Annotated in this window: 19 protein-coding genes and 1 other annotated feature; of the genes, 11 read left to right on the forward strand and 8 right to left on the reverse strand. The window is 41.3% G+C overall.

The features are described 5' to 3' along the window. The first annotated feature begins 260 nt into the window (after positions 1-260). The 4 genes from zwf (at position 261) to yunB (ending at position 4512) form a co-directional block, all read left to right on the forward strand. On the forward strand, positions 261-1715 hold the full coding sequence (zwf, locus tag ACWPWY_RS22540) for a glucose-6-phosphate dehydrogenase (RefSeq protein WP_454193729.1): 1455 nt from the start codon (positions 261-263) through the stop codon (positions 1713-1715). A 104-nt stretch (positions 1716-1819) separates the two neighbouring features. After that, positions 1820-2713, forward strand: coding sequence for a phosphogluconate dehydrogenase (NAD(+)-dependent, decarboxylating) (gnd, locus tag ACWPWY_RS22545; protein ID WP_454193730.1), 894 nt, complete (start codon positions 1820-1822; stop codon positions 2711-2713). A gap of 114 nt (positions 2714-2827) precedes the next feature. Next, entirely contained in the window at positions 2828-3493 is a 666-nt protein-coding gene (gene fsa / locus ACWPWY_RS22550) for a fructose-6-phosphate aldolase (RefSeq protein ID WP_454193731.1), read from the forward strand. Positions 3494-3663: 170 nt separating this feature from the next. Next, the gene (gene yunB / locus ACWPWY_RS22555; RefSeq protein ID WP_454193732.1) at positions 3664-4512 is read left to right on the forward strand and encodes a sporulation protein YunB; all 849 of its coding nucleotides are present in this window, start codon (positions 3664-3666) and stop codon (positions 4510-4512) included. A gap of 99 nt (positions 4513-4611) precedes the next feature. Here yunB and ACWPWY_RS22560 read toward each other — a convergent pair whose 3' ends face one another. Next, positions 4612-5634, reverse strand: coding sequence for a M23 family metallopeptidase (locus ACWPWY_RS22560; protein ID WP_454193923.1), 1023 nt, complete (start codon positions 5632-5634; stop codon positions 4612-4614). 236 nt (positions 5635-5870) lie between these two features. On the opposite strand from ACWPWY_RS22560, the gene lipA reads away from it, so the two are divergent. Beyond that, positions 5871-6758, forward strand: coding sequence for a lipoyl synthase (gene lipA, locus ACWPWY_RS22565; RefSeq protein WP_454193733.1), 888 nt, complete (start codon positions 5871-5873; stop codon positions 6756-6758). A gap of 59 nt (positions 6759-6817) precedes the next feature. Then, positions 6818-7333 (forward strand): YutD-like domain-containing protein, encoded by a 516-nt coding sequence (locus ACWPWY_RS22570; RefSeq protein WP_454193734.1) that lies wholly within the window; start codon positions 6818-6820, stop codon positions 7331-7333. Between the two features lie 24 nt (positions 7334-7357). Here ACWPWY_RS22570 and ACWPWY_RS22575 read toward each other — a convergent pair whose 3' ends face one another. Next, positions 7358-8164, reverse strand: coding sequence for an NAD kinase (locus ACWPWY_RS22575; protein ID WP_454193735.1), 807 nt, complete (start codon positions 8162-8164; stop codon positions 7358-7360). An 80-nt stretch (positions 8165-8244) separates the two neighbouring features. After that, on the reverse strand, positions 8245-9462 hold the full coding sequence (gene ylbJ / locus ACWPWY_RS22580) for a sporulation integral membrane protein YlbJ (RefSeq protein WP_454193736.1): 1218 nt from the start codon (positions 9460-9462) through the stop codon (positions 8245-8247). Between the two features lie 442 nt (positions 9463-9904). On the opposite strand from ylbJ, the gene ACWPWY_RS22585 reads away from it, so the two are divergent. Beyond that, positions 9905-10285: a globin domain-containing protein gene (locus ACWPWY_RS22585; RefSeq protein ID WP_454193737.1), complete on the forward strand. Its 381-nt coding sequence runs from the start codon at positions 9905-9907 to the stop codon at positions 10283-10285. 43 nt (positions 10286-10328) lie between these two features. Here ACWPWY_RS22585 and ACWPWY_RS22590 read toward each other — a convergent pair whose 3' ends face one another. Together ACWPWY_RS22590 and ACWPWY_RS22595 are read right to left on the reverse strand one after the other, a co-directional pair. Then, positions 10329-10565 carry a hypothetical protein gene (locus ACWPWY_RS22590; protein WP_454193738.1) on the reverse strand — a complete coding sequence of 79 codons (237 nt, stop codon included), beginning with the start codon at positions 10563-10565 and terminating at the stop codon, positions 10329-10331. After that, positions 10562-10756 carry a YycC family protein gene (locus ACWPWY_RS22595; RefSeq protein ID WP_454193739.1) on the reverse strand — a complete coding sequence of 65 codons (195 nt, stop codon included), beginning with the start codon at positions 10754-10756 and terminating at the stop codon, positions 10562-10564. The genes ACWPWY_RS22590 and ACWPWY_RS22595 overlap by 4 nt, the downstream gene beginning before the upstream one ends. 159 nt (positions 10757-10915) lie before the next feature. Between ACWPWY_RS22595 and ACWPWY_RS22600 the strand changes: the two genes are divergently transcribed. Beyond that, the gene (locus ACWPWY_RS22600; protein ID WP_454193740.1) at positions 10916-12709 is read left to right on the forward strand and encodes a M3 family oligoendopeptidase; all 1794 of its coding nucleotides are present in this window, start codon (positions 10916-10918) and stop codon (positions 12707-12709) included. 211 nt (positions 12710-12920) lie between these two features. Then, on the forward strand, positions 12921-13325 hold the full coding sequence (locus ACWPWY_RS22605; RefSeq protein ID WP_454193741.1) for an O-methyltransferase: 405 nt from the start codon (positions 12921-12923) through the stop codon (positions 13323-13325). A 96-nt stretch (positions 13326-13421) separates the two neighbouring features. Here ACWPWY_RS22605 and ACWPWY_RS22610 read toward each other — a convergent pair whose 3' ends face one another. Both ACWPWY_RS22610 and ACWPWY_RS22615 read right to left on the reverse strand, forming a co-directional pair. Then, a complete protein-coding gene (locus ACWPWY_RS22610; protein WP_191801921.1) occupies positions 13422-13637 on the reverse strand; it encodes an alpha/beta-type small acid-soluble spore protein in 216 nt (71 codons plus the stop codon). A gap of 224 nt (positions 13638-13861) precedes the next feature. Then, positions 13862-14839, reverse strand: a complete 978-nt coding sequence (locus tag ACWPWY_RS22615) for an aldose epimerase family protein (protein WP_454193742.1) — start codon at positions 14837-14839, stop codon at positions 13862-13864. A gap of 185 nt (positions 14840-15024) precedes the next feature. Further along, positions 15025-15271: a binding site (T-box leader), on the forward strand. A gap of 69 nt (positions 15272-15340) precedes the next feature. Between ACWPWY_RS22615 and trpS the strand changes: the two genes are divergently transcribed. Beyond that, the gene (gene trpS, locus ACWPWY_RS22620; protein ID WP_454193743.1) at positions 15341-16321 is read left to right on the forward strand and encodes a tryptophan--tRNA ligase; all 981 of its coding nucleotides are present in this window, start codon (positions 15341-15343) and stop codon (positions 16319-16321) included. 3 nt (positions 16322-16324) lie between these two features. Here trpS and ACWPWY_RS22625 read toward each other — a convergent pair whose 3' ends face one another. Continuing rightward, the gene (locus ACWPWY_RS22625; RefSeq protein ID WP_454193744.1) at positions 16325-16507 is read right to left on the reverse strand and encodes a hypothetical protein; all 183 of its coding nucleotides are present in this window, start codon (positions 16505-16507) and stop codon (positions 16325-16327) included. Positions 16508-16628: 121 nt separating this feature from the next. Here ACWPWY_RS22625 and ACWPWY_RS22630 point away from each other — a divergent pair, with 121 nt between their 5' ends. Then, positions 16629-16847, forward strand: coding sequence for an alpha/beta-type small acid-soluble spore protein (locus tag ACWPWY_RS22630; RefSeq protein ID WP_191801928.1), 219 nt, complete (start codon positions 16629-16631; stop codon positions 16845-16847). Positions 16848-16933 lie beyond the last annotated feature (86 nt).

The raw sequence follows: 16933 nt of genomic DNA on the forward strand, positions 1-16933 counted from the left end.
AGTAATAGAATAGCATAGAAAGCGCTACCATAACAGGTTAAAATTAATGTTCACAGATTGGACATTTTTTATTGACGAATGTTGTCGGATGGGTGTATTATGGTTACATAATCTTAATTGGTTACATTTAATAACCTAAAATAGAGGAAGCTGATGATTCAGCATTCTCTTTCGATGTTATGTATAGACAGAATGTGCACGTAACGTTCTTCACATGCTAATGTCGCACATTATAGAGTAAATATCAGGAGGCAATACGCATGGAAGCAATGACATTTGTCCTGTTCGGGGCTACAGGCGATCTAGCCAAAAGAAAAATATATCCGGCACTTTACAATTTATATGTCGATGAGAAAATGCCGAAAGCTTTTTCGGTAATCGGTCTGGGAAGAAGAGAAGTATCCGATGTTGATTTTCAAGCGAGAGTCGAGGAATCATTACATACATTCTCTCGCCGGTCGCCAGAAGATGCAGCTAACGTTCGGGATTTCTTAGGTGCATTTCGTTATACGTCGTTAAATAATAAGAACGTAGAAGACTACAAGAAACTGCTAGAGGTTGTGGAACGCCGTGAACAAGAACTGGGCATCCCGCAGAATCGGATGTTCTATTTGTCCGTAGCTCCGGAGTTTTTTGAACCAATTGCTGAGAACATTAAAGAAAGTGGTTTGGGATCAGGTAAGGGTTGGAAACGAATGATTATTGAAAAACCATTCGGCCATGATCTCGATTCAGCACGTCGTCTGAATGAGAAACTCAGCAATACATTTGCAGAAAATGAGATCTACCGGATTGACCACTTCCTTGGTAAACCGATGGTTCAAAACATGGAAGTTCTTAGTGCTACTAACCCTGTTATTCAAGCTCTATGGGGGAATCACTATGTATCCAACATTCAAATTACAGCAAGTGAAACGGTAGGAGTAGAAGAAAGAGCAGCGTATTATGACCAAAGCGGTGCAGTACGAGATATGTTCCAAAATCATATGCTGCAGTTACTCATGATGATTGCTTTACATCTACCGAAGAAATCTTCTCCAGAAGAGATTCGTTCGAAAAAGAAAAATACAGCAGAAGCACTCATTCCTCTCTTACAGGAAAAATTGAATGAGAACATTGTTCGTGCACAATATCGTGCAGGAGAGCTGCAAGGTAAACCTGTGGTAGCATATGTTGATGAACCTGGTGTTGAGTCAACCTCTCAGAATGATACGTACTTTGCTGCACGTGTATTTCTGGATGATCCGTTCTGGAATGAAGTTCCTTTCTATATTCGCACAGGTAAACGTCTCAGCGAGAAATCTACACGTATTGTCGTTGAATTTAAACGTCCGCTTAACACGGGGATTCCTGTCGATGAAAACTTAGGGGCGAATCTGCTGATTATTGATATTGGTCCACAAGAAGGAATTCGTATTCAATTGAATGCGAAAAGTCCAATGCACCACGATACGATTGAACCGATGGAACTCAGCTATAGTTCATCTTACGATAATGTTCCAGAAGCTTATGAGAATCTTATCTTTGATGCCTTGCGTGGAGATGCAACCTTCTTTGCACATTGGGATGAAGTAGAATTGTCCTGGAAATGGGTACAACCTATTCTAGATGCATTTACAGCAAATGAAGTACCACTTCATTATTATGAAGCAGGTACAGAAGGTCCAAAAGCTGCAGAAGAACTTCTTGCTCAAGATGGTAACGAGTGGCATTAATCATGAATAACTGATTTTATTCGCGTTATACAGCTGATTGAAGTTGATAACATATACAGTTTCACTACATTTTAGATTGAGCATAATTTAGGAGGCACTAGGACATGAAAGTAGGATTAATTGGTTTAGGTAAAATGGGACTTAATCTAGGTAAAAATCTGATCGACCACAAGCATGAAGTGGTTGCTTACGATTTGAATGAAAATGCAGTTTCAGAAATGAAAGAATACGGTGCAACCGGTGTTTCTTCTTACAAAGAAATGGCAGAATCCTTGGAATCACCAAGAATCCTATGGATTATGGTACCGCACTCCGTAGTTGATGGAGTCATTACGGATTTGATTCCACTATTGTCCAAGGGCGACATTGTTATTGAAGCGGGTAACTCTCATTACAAAGAATCGATTCGTCGTTATGAGCAGCTGAAAGAACATGGCATTCACTTCATGGACGTAGGTACTTCCGGCGGCATGGAAGGTGCAAGAAATGGTGCATGTTACATGATTGGCGGCGACGAAGAAGCATGGAATATTGTTGAACCGGTATTCAAAGACACAGCTGTAGAGAATGGATATCTATATGCAGGTAAAGCCGGCAGCGGACATTTCCTGAAAATGGTTCATAACGGAATTGAGTACGGTATGATGGCATCGATCGGTGAAGGATTCGAAGTTCTTGAGAAAAGTCACTATGACTTTGACTACGAAAAAGTAGCACGCGTATGGAACAACGGTTCTGTTATTCGTTCTTGGCTGATGGAACTGACAGAGCGTGCCTTCTCCAAAGATTCCAATCTGGACGAAATTCGCGGGGTCATGCATTCTTCCGGTGAAGGTAAATGGACGGTTGAAACCGCATTTGATCTACAGGCAGCTACTCCAGTTATCGCTCTTTCGCTTCTTATGCGTTACCGTTCCCTTGAGAATGATACATTTACAGGTAAAGTGGTAGCGGCACTCCGGAATGAGTTTGGCGGACATGCGGTAGAGAAAAAATAACAAAATTCTAAAATATGTTTAAAATATATGCCAATGTTTATATATAAATGTTGGCATATATTTTTATCTATTTGAGATCGACCTATTATTTTAAAAGATGGAGGGCATTTCATTATGAAATTTTTCTTAGATACTGGGAATGTTGAACAAATTAAAAGAATTCATCGTCTGGGTCTGGTAGATGGCGTAACGACGAATCCTTCTCTAATTGCTAAAGAAGGTCGCGTTTTTAAAGACGTGATCAAAGAAATTACTTCTTTTGTAGAAGGTCCTGTCAGTGCTGAAGTTATTGGTACAAAAGCAGAAGACATGTTAAAAGAAGCAGAAGAAATCGCTACGTGGGCACCAAATGTGGTTATTAAATTGCCAATGACTGAGGATGGTCTATACGCGACGAACGAACTGAGCAAAAAAGGAATTAAGACCAATGTAACTCTGGTTTTCTCAGCAGCTCAGGGACTTATGGCAGCAAAAGCAGGTGCAACATTCATCAGTCCATTTGTTGGACGTCTTGATGATATCTCAGTGGATGGAATGCAGCTTATCCGTGATTTGCGTCAGATCTTGGATACTTATAATCTTCCTGCGGAAATCATTGCAGCAAGTATCCGTAACGTGAAACATGTAGAGGATGCAGCTCTGGCGGGTGCACATATTGCTACGATTCCTGGTACACTGGTGCCAACCCTATGGAAACATCCGCTTACTGATAGTGGAATTGAACGTTTCCTTAAAGATTGGGAATCCGTTCCTCAAGATGCAAAACCACCGATGAAATAACTTTTGAAATTCTACTATTAAGAATTCAAGGTGAATAAAAAAAGGGAATTCCTACGGGAGTTCTCTTTTTTTGTGTGTACACAATACCGGAGATCATGAGGCTTGCTTCTTTTTCTAGGTCAGGCTGCATAGATTAAAAAAGGAACCTCTCTCAAGGGAGGAATGCGTGCATGGCATTCAGAAGATCTAGGTGGAGAAAGCAGCGTCAGAAAACAGGGGGACACTGGAAGAAGTGGGTACTGATCATCATGCTGGTGATCGTAATCTTAACGGTACAATCTGCTGCGTACATAGAGCGGAATCTGAAGCCTCCTATTATGCATCTAGCTAAAATCAGGGTAAAACAGCTGGCGACAGAAGCGATTAACAAAGCCATAACGAGTCAAATTGCAGATGGCAAACCGTCTGATGATCTCATTGAGTGGAAAACGGATACCAAGGGGAAAATCAGTGGTTTTATGCTGAATTATGATGAGCATATGAGAATTACTTCAAATGCTTTATCTATTGTTCAAACTACACTGCAAGATATGGAATCATTCAGGGATCACATTCCACTCGGGCAAGCACTGGGAAGTACGATATTATCATCTTTTGGTCCTAAGGTGCCCATTCGGATCGAACCACAAGGCGCGGTAAAAGTTGATCTTAGCACCAGACAGCAAAATGCAGGAATTAATATGATTTTGGTTGAGGTATATATTCATATCATTGCTGAGGTTGCGGTTGTAGTCCCCCTCGATATGGAACCGGAAATTGTGGACACGGAGCTGCCGATTTCCTACTTGCTTGTTGTTGGAGATGTGCCTATGTATTATTACGATAACCAAGGACGTCCCGTAGGAGAGAATGGAGCAAGTGCACCAAGCTTAGCGCTTCCTTCTTTGCCATCAGGTACAGGAACACCGAATACGGGAGTTACCACCCCTGATGCAAGCAGTACCGTTCCCAAGAATGAGGGGAATAGTGAACTGTATCTGGAAGAGCCGGAACCTCTTCTGCCGAATGGTAATGAGTGAGAGAGAAAATAAACCTATATCGTAAAAAGTGACTTGTACAAGAATCGTCTGTTGACAGAGGATGCTTAAGTAACAAGTCACTTAAAATTACGATGAGGTTTACTTTTTCTTTTTGGCTTGTAAAGCTTTACGTTCTTCATTCTCCCAGCGATGTAGTGATGGATAGGGATCAAATGACCATTCCGTAAGCCCTGTATCTCGGTAGATCCCATAATGAAGATGAGGTGGAAACTTCCCTTGTGTCCCTGGCTTACCATAGCCGGAGCTTCCTACCCAGCCGATGGTTTGTCCTGGAGTAACGATACTGCCTACGTGTATACCCTTTTCGAAACCGGACAAATGCGCATAGTAGTGATAGTGGTTGTCTAAGTCCCGTATTCCCACGCGCCATCCTCCAAATGGATTCCAGCCTTTGATTTCAATAATTCCATAACAAGTGCTTCGGACGGTCAGGCCATGCGGAGCAAAAAGGTCTGTTCCTTCATGTATTCTTCGTCCACCCCAGCTGCGGCTTGTTCCCCATGTGCTTCGGTAAGAGTACACGGTACCTAAAGGTAAAGGGAATGCATGCTTTGAAAGTTCAAGTGTGTCAAAATGCTTGTAGATTCTAGCGAATTGCTGTATTCTCTGTACCGCTCTTGTGTTTTGGTAATAGTGCCATAGTGAGATACCGATATCATCTGCCGATATCCCATATTTTGAAGCAACACGAGACATGGTAAAGAGTACGTCCACGTTGTTCTCTGGATCTGCTTTTTGATCTCCGGTTCCATCCAAACCAAGTCCACCAAAGAGGGCAATGGACATCGGATTCTTATCCTGCTGATCTGGATTTAAGATTCCTGTCCACCTTCGAGAATCAAAAAAGATACCTGTTAACCGATCTTCGTGTGCGCGGTCCTTCGGATGCGCTTTTGTCATCGTCCGCTCATACTGATCGATAGCGGCAAGATAATACCAAGGTACGCCGCTCACAATACTAATTTGGTCATATAATGCCTTACGTTCTTTATTTAGTTCTTGTGCACTTGGCGGATTTATAGGTTTCTCCTGAGCAAAGACATCAGCTGGTGCGAGTGAGGCAAAGAAAGAGAGTGTGAGTGTGACTTTCAGACAAAGCATTCGCAAGTTACGTTTTTTGTATATCCGTATCAACAGATACTCCTCCTTTCTTCATTCCCGCTCAAAGTTATGTTTAGGTTCACACAACTTCCTTGTTTTTATGCCTTATCATGAAAAAAGAATCTGAAGAGAAAAGAAGAATTGATAAGAAATGGAGGTTATTTCCATAATAATCGTGGTATAATGTGTCCGTGCGAAAGTCTAATACAACTCGATATAGAAAAGAGGGTACTTCCTTGGGAAGCAAAGTGAAAGAACCTAAACCAGAGTGGATTAAGATTAAACTAACCGCAGGCGAATCTTATCAAGAAATAAAAACAATGATGCGTTCGAAAACCCTTCATACGGTCTGCGAAGAAGCACGTTGTCCTAATATTTATGAGTGCTGGGCAAACCGTACAGCAACTTTTATGATCCTTGGCGATATTTGTACAAGAGCCTGTCGATTCTGTGCAGTAAATACGGGGCTGCCTACTGAGCTTGATTTACAGGAGCCTGAACGTGTTGCAGAAGCGGCAGAACAGATGAATTTACAGCATTGTGTAGTAACGAGTGTTGCGAGGGATGATCTTAAAGATGGGGGGGCTTCCATCTTTGCAGAAACGATCAAAGCGATACGCAGAAAACTACCTTTATGTAGTGTAGAAGTACTTATTCCTGATTTTCTGGGGAATAGGGAGGCACTGCAGATCGTAATGGATGCTAAACCGGATATTTTGAATCATAATATTGAAACGGTAGAACGCTTGTCTGATCAGGTTCGTGCCAAAGCTAAATATGAACGTTCTCTTGAATTGCTTAAAACGTCAAAAGAAATGAACCCCGATATACCAACCAAATCAAGTATTATGCTAGGGCTTGGGGAAGAGTGGGATGAAATTCTTCAGACAATGGATGATTTGAGATCAGTGGATTGCAATATTATGACGATTGGGCAATATCTTCAGCCTTCGGACAAGCATTTATATGTAAAAAGATATGTAACACCTGAAGAATTTGCGGAACTGAAAAAAGAAGGGCTTGCCCGAGGATTCAGTCATGTGGAATCTGGACCTATGGTTAGAAGTTCATATCATGCACATGAACAAGTAAAGTCTGCCGCGAATGCAAATAATGTAGTATAGTAGGAGTAAGCCTTTGCATGAAAAAGAGGCGGTTCGGATAGAAGGGAAGGAAGACGGTTTTGATTCAGATCAGCGGCAAAACTTATGAAGTCTTGCAGGACTATAGAAACGGTTGGAATCCGGAAGCCTTTCGTGATCGGTATAGCGATGTCCTTGAACGATATGATTACATTATTGGGGATTGGGGCTATAATCAACTGAGACTTAAAGGATTTTACCGAGAGAACCACCCGAAGGCGAATAAAGATACTTCGATTACGGGCATGGTTGATTATATTAATGAATATTGTAATTTTGGTTGTGCCTATTTTGTACTTCATAAGCAAAAAGAGCAAAAAGAACCTAAGGATTCAAAAGAAAAAGAAATTAAAGAATCTAAAGAAACTCAACCAAAAGAACAAAAAGAGGCTAAGGAGCCAAAAGAGCCAAAAGAGTCAAAAGAACACAAAGAACCTAAAGAACCTAAGGAACTTAAGGAACCGAGAGAACCAAAACAACCAAAAGAACCTAGAGAGCGCAAGTTTTCTAAGGAGAACAAAACAAAAGAAGAAGCTACAACAAAAAGCGGTTCCTGATGAGGAACCGCTTTTTGTTGTAGCTTAATCCAGAAAGGCTGTGCGAACTCGATCCCAAAACGGGTAAGGGCGGTATCTTGCAAAACTTACTTTCTGTCTGGAAACCTGACATCTTACAGATATAAGGTCATCAATCGTCATATTGACGTGATCAATGGTAAGTAGCAGTCTTTGGGATTTTCTAGAGAAAATATCGCAATGATGATGCTTTGGCAGTACGATAGGCGATCCTAACGTACGGTAGACCCGGTTATTAATGGAGGCGATCTCAGCAATTTGCATTGCTTCAATCGTGGGGTGAATCATGGCTCCGCCAAGTGCTTTGTTGTAAGCCGTGCTGCCGGAAGGGGTGGATACGCAAATGCCGTCACCACGAAACATCTCAAAAGTAATATCATTAATATCGACTTGAGCTACAACTGTTCCATCGACACCCTTGAGGGTAAACTCATTAAGTGCAACCATGGAGGTAACCCCTGACTTTCGGTGAATCTCCAGTTCTACTAAAGGGTACTCAACAATACGTGGCTGCAACTGCTGACTCGTATCTAGACCGTTACTCATAAGTTTGATCAGCTCATGAAGTTCATCTGCTTTCCAGTCTGCATAAAATCCAAGATGACCTGTATGAACGCCAACAAAAGCAATATCAGGGATTTGATCTATAAACGTATGAAAAGCCTGTAGCATGGTGCCATCGCCGCCAATAGAAACAACGATCTCTGGAGATTTGGCATCGAGTATAAATCCGTGCTCTTCAGCGAGACGATGAAATTGCTCGGCCAAATCCATAGATAAAGAGTCTCCTCTGTCCTGAACATAATATCTCAAGATGAAAGCTCCTTTGTAATAAGTATAACTTGATGATATCCAATTTCAGGACAGAAAACAATCGCTGCAACACATTTCCTTTAGTTTCGAGATTTGGCGATGAATTGATTAATCCATACGTAGACAGCGGTTATCATAATTAACCCGCCAATCAGAATCATAGTGATTACTAATTGTAATGGGAGCAGATGGAAACCTGTCAGAAGAGAAGCTGGATCGGAAAGTCCTGACGGATATATCGTTTCTACACTATTCATGATTGGGTTCCAGCATAAAAATACAATTCCAGCTGCAAGGATCGCGTGAATGGCTCTCGCAAACATAAAAGGTAAATAACGCAGCGGTGTAGAGTTCAGAATGCTCACAACCTGAGCATGAACCGATAAACCTCCCCACGAAAGAATACAAGCAGCAGCAGTAACTTTATAGATCAGGGGGATTCCCTCTAATGTTCCGGCATACCGAGCTCCGAGTGTAACTTCAAACAATCCTCCAACAAGCGACTGAGATAATTCTTTAGGGAATCCTAGAAATAGAAGGACTTGTTCAAGCCAGCGGTACATTCCATTCATAAATCCAGCTTGTGTAAATAATTCGAGAATGACCGAAAAAAATACGACGAGTCCGCCCACAACGATCATCAACTGTAATGAAGAACGGATTGCTTGTTGCACAAGTTGTCCAAGAGAACGCCCATCACTCTCACGAGCTTGATGCATTTCATAAAATGCATGCTTTAAACGGTTACCCTTTACAGTCAACGCTTCCGTATTCTCGGGCGTATCTTTTGGACCATGAAACCGCATCAGAAACCCAACGATGAGTCCAGATCCATAATGAGCAATGGCTAGAATTCCTGCTAACGCAGGCATGTGAAAAAAACCAACAGCGACGGCACCAATTAAGAAAATAGGATCAGATGTTGTAGTAAAAGCAACGAGTCGTTCTCCCTCTTCTCGTGTAATTTGTTTTTGTTCCCATAACTTAGCTGTAAGTTTAGCTCCAACCGGGTATCCGGAAGCATAACTAATAGCGGCTACAAAACCGCCCGTTCCTGGGATTCGAAATACCGGTCTCATAAATGGATGAAGAAGAGTGCCCATGAAGTGGACAATGCCAAGTCCAAGCAGTAATTCTGATATTACAAAAAAGGGAAATAGAGAAGGGAAGAGGACCTCCCACCAAATGGAAAGACCACGAACTCCAGATTCCCATACGGATAAAGGATAAATCACCATTAAAATGCATATACTGAGTAGACCGCAGGTGATCAAAATTGGTAAGGCTAGACGCTTCATATGCCATGGTTCGCCCCTTTTTCTAAAAGCTGTTCGCTGGTTATAAATACTATATGAGCCAAGATGGACAAACAGGACAAAAAAAACAGAAAGCGTTTGCAAATTTACTGTAATTTAAGGAAATGTATGCTAATATAAATAGTAATTAGTGAATAGATCTAAAGTCCTCTTTTGATATGCCTGATTTCTATTATGAAAAGGATGGAGTGGTGTCGTGATGGGAGTAATTGCAGGGATACTCGTTTGCGCTATTGTATATGTGATGCGGGAAGCGCATACCCATCCCGGAGAAGAAGACTGGCGGAGTTATTAAGGTCAACTGCAAATATATACTCAAGGCAAGAACAGCTGATATGAGGCAAGAGTCCTAGATAGATAGGAGCTCTTGTCTTTTTTTGTTATACTAGAGCATGAACTTTAGCATGAGAAAGAAGGCGAGAGAATGGATCCGAATAAAACGCTTTATGAGAACTTGGGGGGCGCTGAGGGTGTAAGAGCACTTGTTGAGGCTTTTTATCCGAAGGTACAAAAAAATGAATTGCTATCTCCGCTTTTTCCAGAGGATATTACTCCGGTTATGGAGAAACAGTATATGTTTTTAAGTCAATTTTTCGGAGGTCCCTCTCTGTATTCTGATGCAAATGGTCATCCGATGATGAGAGCAAGGCATTTACCTTTTCCTGTTACCGAAGAGCGGGCTCAGGCTTGGTTATCTTGTATGTATGAAGCTTTAAAAGAAATGGATATTCCCGAGACGGTTGTCGATGTTACGATTCAGCGATTATCTGGCCCGGCCTATCATTTTATCAATACTCCCTCCTAATGAGGAACAAGAAAAGCACCGGTTTTCACCGGTGCTTTTCTGTTCATAAGGATCTTAAGCGCTGATCAGCGAGCAGATAATCCTGATCATTATCGAGCAAAGTCACCCGGTTTTTACAGCATGGAAAGACAAGTAGATGTTTTTTTCCGTCATGTATTAATGGAAGTTGATTCGGTTTCAAGGGAAGTAGAACATTCTCTGCCGAGCAAAATGGACACTCCTGAACATAAATGTCACCCATTACAATGTCATAGGGCCATGTATTTTCAAAAGGGATCATAAATGCTTATCCTTAGCTTGGTCTGTACTGGTATTGGATTTCTCCGCTGCTGGAGAAGATTCTTCCTTAGCCAGCTCAGCTAGTTTTTGCATAAGGATATGTTGCGGCATATGCATGAGATGCTCAATAGGAACACCTAGTTTTTTAGATAACGTAACGGCTGTCTCTGCAGAAATCTGTAAAGGTCTCATTTATATTTCCTCCTGAAAGTTATATATAGAATTTAGGTAATGACTGGAATCAATAGAAGCATAATTCTGATATAGTATTAGTTATACACCTTGAACAGGGGTTGTTCAAACCTGTTTCTTGATGTTTTTTGAAAAATAAATAAAAGAGGTGGCAAAAGTATGAGTAAAACACTGCGTCAAACATGGGATTTGGAAACGATTTTTAGCGGAGGTTCCTCATCGGAAACCTTTGCTGTTTATCTTAAACAACTAGAGCAGGATATCGCAAGTTTAAATACACAAGTGGCTGATACAAAAGTTCCTGTGACAATAGAAGATACATATGCTTACGATGGAATGATTGATCAGCTTCAAGATATTATTGCACGATTATCGGAAGGTTCTGCCTTTGTATCATGCCTTGGTGCAGAGAATCAAGATGATAAAAAAGCGGTACAGCTCACGGGCAGAATTGCTTCACTACACGCCCAGTTAGCGAGTGTGAAGACCAGGTTTGACAGCTTGCTGCAACAAACGGATGACGAAGTGTGGACTGGGTGGATGAAGCGTCCTGAGATCATGCCCATCTCTTTTGTTATGAATGAGAGCCGTCAAGAAGCGAAAGAAAAAATGGCACCTGAACTGGAAAGCTTAGCACTTGATCTTGCCGTGGATGGTTACCATGGTTGGGGAGATTTCTATGATACGATCGTAAGTAAAGTGCGGGTTCCTTATGAAGAGAATGGGGAAACAACATACTTGTCAGCGGGACAAGCAGCGAATAAATTACAGCATCCCGATCGCGAAGTACGTGAAACGATGCTAGTGAATTGGGAAAAAGCTTGGAGTGAGGTGGCAGATTACTGTGCTGATACCCTCAATCATCTCGGCGGGTTTCGTTTGAAACTGTATGAGAGAAGAGGTTGGGATTCCGTTCTCAAAGAACCACTTGCGATTAATCGAATGTCTGCACAGACCCTTGATGCGATGTGGGATGTGATAACACGCGCGAAACCAGCCCTTGTAAAATATCTGGAACGCAAGGCAAAGCTTCTTGGAACTCAGCGTTTATCCTGGGCTGACGTATCCGCACCTATCGGTGAATCAACAGGAACGATTTCTTACGAGAAAGCGGCGGAAAGTATTGTATCTCAATTCCGTAAATTTAGCCCTCGGATGGCTGATTTTGCACAGATGGCCTTTGATAAACAGTGGATTGAGGCTGAGGACCGCCCAGGTAAACGACCTGGAGGGTTCTGCACATCGCTTCCTGTAAGCAAGGAAACGCGTATTTTTATGACTTATGCAGGTACTGCCTCGAATGTGTCCACACTAGCCCATGAGCTTGGACATGGTTATCATCAGCACGTAATGGATGATATGGAGATCTTGAATCAAAGCTATGCTATGAACGTAGCAGAGACGGCTTCTACTTTTGCAGAGCTGATTGTAGCAGATGCACTGATCCAAGAAGCAGACGAAAAAGAAAAGCTTGCTTTACTGGAAGAAAAAATTCAGAATACGGTTGCTTTCTTTATGAATATTCATGCTCGCTTCCTCTTCGAAACACGTTTCTATGAGAAACGGAAGGAAGGTCTTCTCAGTGCAGAGGAATTGTCTGAATTAATGGAAGAAGCACAGCGGGAAGCGTTCTGTGACTCTCTAGGTTCATATCATCCCACATTCTGGGCATCGAAGTTGCATTTTTATATCACGGGAGTCCCATTCTATAATTTTCCTTATACATTTGGTTTCATGTTCAGTACAGGAATTTATGCACAGGCTCAAAAAGAAGGAGCTACATTTGCTGAAAAATATGACAATTTATTGCGGGATACCGGCCGAATGACGGTAGAGGAACTTGCTGATAAACATTTAGGAACAGATGTAACAAAACCTGATTTCTGGCAGGGAGCTGCTGATCTATGTATAGCTGATATTGAGCAATTCCTTCATATGACTGAGAACCTATAATAGACGTGAATAAATAGGACCTTAGCAGCGATGCTGAGGTTCTTTGGTTTATAAAAATTTATTAATTTATAGTTGATATTTGTCGAAATGTGTTCACAAAATAAAAAAACCGATATTATTTGCATAAATTTGTTGTAAAATAGAAAAATTTGACATATAATGAGTCACAAGCCCTATATACATAGGCTAAAAGTATAAGAGGATGGTGTATATGATCTCAATTGATCAGCTTTCTCTACCTAGACAATTGGATATTGTCTTTAGAGCACTTGATGGTGAACTTACAGGTCTTGATTCAGGAATTGTTTTTGTGCAAATCCGAAATAATGTAATAGGTAAATTCGGGATTAGACATTATCCTGTACCTATGAAAAAAGGGATGGAGAGTTCTCCAAAAGGACTCACAGAATCGCAAAGGTCTTCTTTTCGGCTTATGGCCCTAGAATCACTTAAGTTAAAAAAACACTGGACGCATGGAGAAATCACTTATGATTTCGCCGTTAGAAATGACATGATTGTTGTAGATTCAACTTTAGAATCCAATTATAACCTTGCTAGTTTGATGATTCGCTACCCGCGTACTACATATACAGATGTTCAATTAGGTCCATCATAATAACAAAGCGGCCCTCTCGAAAAGAGAAGACCGCTTCGTTAACCCGCTTAGATTCTTGCGTGGAACCTAGCTAGATTTATGAAAAGATAACGACGTTTATTGACGACCAGCCAATTGCTGTTCAGCGATTTGTACCAGACGTTTTGTGATATAACCTCCGAGAGATCCAGTCTCACGGGAAGTATAGTTACCGTAGTAACCATCTGCCGGAATTGTTACGCCTAGTTCTTGTGCTGCTTCCAATTTAAGTTGTTGAAGTGCAGCATTTGCTTGTGGAACTACCAAATTGTTAGAACGAGATCCTGATGCCATGTGTTGTCACCTCCTTTTGTGCTTTGTGAGATTAGTATGGTTTTAGGAAGAGAAAATATACTCAAAAAACAAGCAGGTAACAAGTGGAAATAGAAGGTATAGTCTGAAGTGAAATTCGGGTTAAAATTTGAGGTAAAAGCCAAGGTCAACTTGTTGTAAAATACAAGTGTATAAAGCAAAAATAGACAGCTGATATAGCTGTCTATTTGTAAGATAACTTTTTATTATTCTGGTTCTGCAGGTTGAATGATTTCAATCTGTGTAAAGAGTTCAATGGTCTGACCTGGCTCCATATGTAGGAGTCCTGTGAAGTCTGCATTTCTCTCGATATTGGGAGCATCAGGCAACCAAGTATAAGGCTCAATGCACAAATAATCACTGCTTTCTCCTTTGGTAAATAATACCCAATGTAAAAAAGAATCTTTATTCGCTGTATATTTAATGGCATAACCATCATTACGCGTAAGATATGCAGTGTCATGTTCACGATTTGACCTGAATATGGTATCTAAATTCTGTCCTGCCAGATTTACCCCATTAGGCAAACCGGCAAGAGAACCCAAACCCTCTAAATCTCCAGTTGGAAGTAAATCTTCGTTCAGCGGATAAATTCCATTCACCGGAAGTTTAATATTCCAACGCTGTGGCTCTCCATCGAGCATAAACCAAGTGTGGTATCCCATACCAAACGGTGCTGCATGATCACCTTGATGGGTAACGCGAAGTTGCTGTGTGAGAGTAGAACCTTGCAGTCTAAAAGTCATGGAAAATGTCATAGGAATAGGAAAATGCTTCATCCAGAGTTCATCTTCACTTGTCTTCCATTCCGTTGTTACGGTGCATCCATCTTCGTCTTCTTCTATGTCACTAACACACCAAGGCTGTGTACGATGAAGTCCATGAATATGGTTATTATTTACGGAATTTTGAGCAAATTGATATTCTTGGCCTTCATATTCAAAGTGACCCAGGTGAATACGCCCTGGGGGGATCAACATCGGAACACCAAAATGGTAAGGTTTCTGAAGATAAAAAGCGAGATCCTGTTCGTCAGGTTTACGAACGACTTCCCGGTTTTGAATACGATCATAAATGGATATAATGTTGTTACCGAGGCGGGGTAGCAGGGTGACTTCAAGATCACGACTGTGCAAAATATAAGTATCATAGCCGTTCCAAAGCCCTTTGGTCACTTGTTTCATCTTTTTTGCTCCTTTTCCCACGAAAGATCTTAAGCATCTTACACGTATGTCTATCATAACAGATAATTGTATCTGTAGTAAAAAGGGACTTGGATTTCACAAATGAAATTTATGTGATTTCTGCTTCTCATATTTCATGTTGACATGAGAACTTTATCATGATTATGATAAAGCAAGTATATAACTTATAATCGTTGATAGGGATAAGTAAGCTTAGTGATGGCAACTTCAGAAAGCCGATGGTTGATGCGAATCGGTGTTGCGGACTTTGACTGAATGGACCCTGGAGAGCCTGGCTTAACGAGAAGTGATGCTTCTTTAGTAGGTCAGGACGACTAATCCGCGTTAAGGAAGATAAGGTTGCTTATGAGCAGTTTTCTATGTGCAAGTAAGCAGCAAATTAGGGTGGCACCACGGTCTCACGTCCCTTTCACGGGATGTGGGGCCTTTTTTGTATTTTGTTTTATTTTTGAATGAGATGAATTATAGGAGGAATAAAGAATGAAAACGGTATTCTCGGGTATTCAACCTAGTGGAAAACTAACCCTAGGGAATTATATTGGGGCAATGAAAAATTTCGTTAAGTTACAAGATGAGTATCATTGTAATTTTGTAGTTGTAGACTTGCACGCAATTACGGTTACCCAGGACCCAGCTGCGCTTTACGAACAATCTAAAGATGTTGCAGCTTTGTATCTCGCTGCTGGAATTGATCCAAAGAAAGCAAATGTATTCTTGCAATCTCATGTTCCTCAGCACGCAGAACTCGGATGGATGCTGACTACGCTGACAGCGATGGGTGAGCTTGAACGTATGACCCAATTTAAAGATAAATCGGCAGGCAAAGAATCCGTAGGTGCAGGACTTTTTGTATACCCTTCTTTGATGGCAGCTGATATTCTGCTCTACAATGCGGATCTTGTACCCGTTGGAGATGACCAAAAGCAGCATATGGAACTAACTAGAGACCTTGCTCAGCGGTTTAATCGTCGTTATGGAGAGTTCTTTACCATTCCTGAAATCTATACTCCAAAAGTAGGGGCACGAATTATGTCTCTGGATGATGCATCTAAAAAAATGAGTAAGAGTAACCCAAATCCAGGAAGCTATATCTCGCTTTTGGATACACCTAAAGACATTCGTAAAAAAATCAGTCGTGCAACAACCGATTCAGACAGTACGGTCCGATTTGATCCTGAGAACAAACCGGAGATCAGTAATTTAATGAGTATTTATAGCGAATGTTCCGGACTCTCACTGCAAGAGATCGAAAAACAGTATGAGGGACAAATGTATGGGGCTTTCAAGAAGGAACTTGCGGAAGTGGTGGTTTCTGTTATTGAACCGATGCAGGAGAGATTCCGTGAGATTCGTGAGTCCGATGAGTTGATGCGTATTCTAAATGAATCTGCTGAGCGGGCAAGAGAGATCGCCGCTGCCAATCTGACAGAAGTGAAAAAACGGATGGGTTTTGTTGTTTAAAATCTAAGACTGGTTCATCTCAGCACGATTTCGTTTTGCCTTGATGATGAATCCCCAGCCGATATTGCAGATGGCTAAAATACTAAAGAGTAGAGCTAACCATAAGGAATGGCTAAGTGAAACTGCGGTGACCATAAGTAATATAATAGAAGAAGCGGCAAACCAAAGAGACAGACCTTTACTCATGTGAAAGTACCTCCAAAAAAATATTTTTAAAAAGAAGTATAGCTTTTCGAGAGAGAGCCATAATAATCTTGCAAGCTTGCAACAGCACATATCACGCGCGAAGCGAAAGGAGATTACACACATGGCATCAGGATCTCGTTCTAACAATTTGGTAGTTCCACAAGCGAACGCTGCACTTCAACAACTTAAATTGGAAGCTGCTCAAGAGCTGGGCGTAACAATTCCGGCGGATGGTTACTACGGTAACTATACTTCCCGCGAAACAGGTTCACTCGGGGGATATATCACAAAACGTCTAGTGCAAATCGCTGAACAGCAATTGTCTGGTCAAAGCAAATAAATGTAACTCCATAATCAAAATTAGTGAGCTTGGACGGTATTCCTACCGTCCAAGCTTTTTGTGTTGCCTATGTAGCTGATTCTGCA

The organism is Paenibacillus sp. Marseille-Q7038 (genome assembly GCF_965111595.1).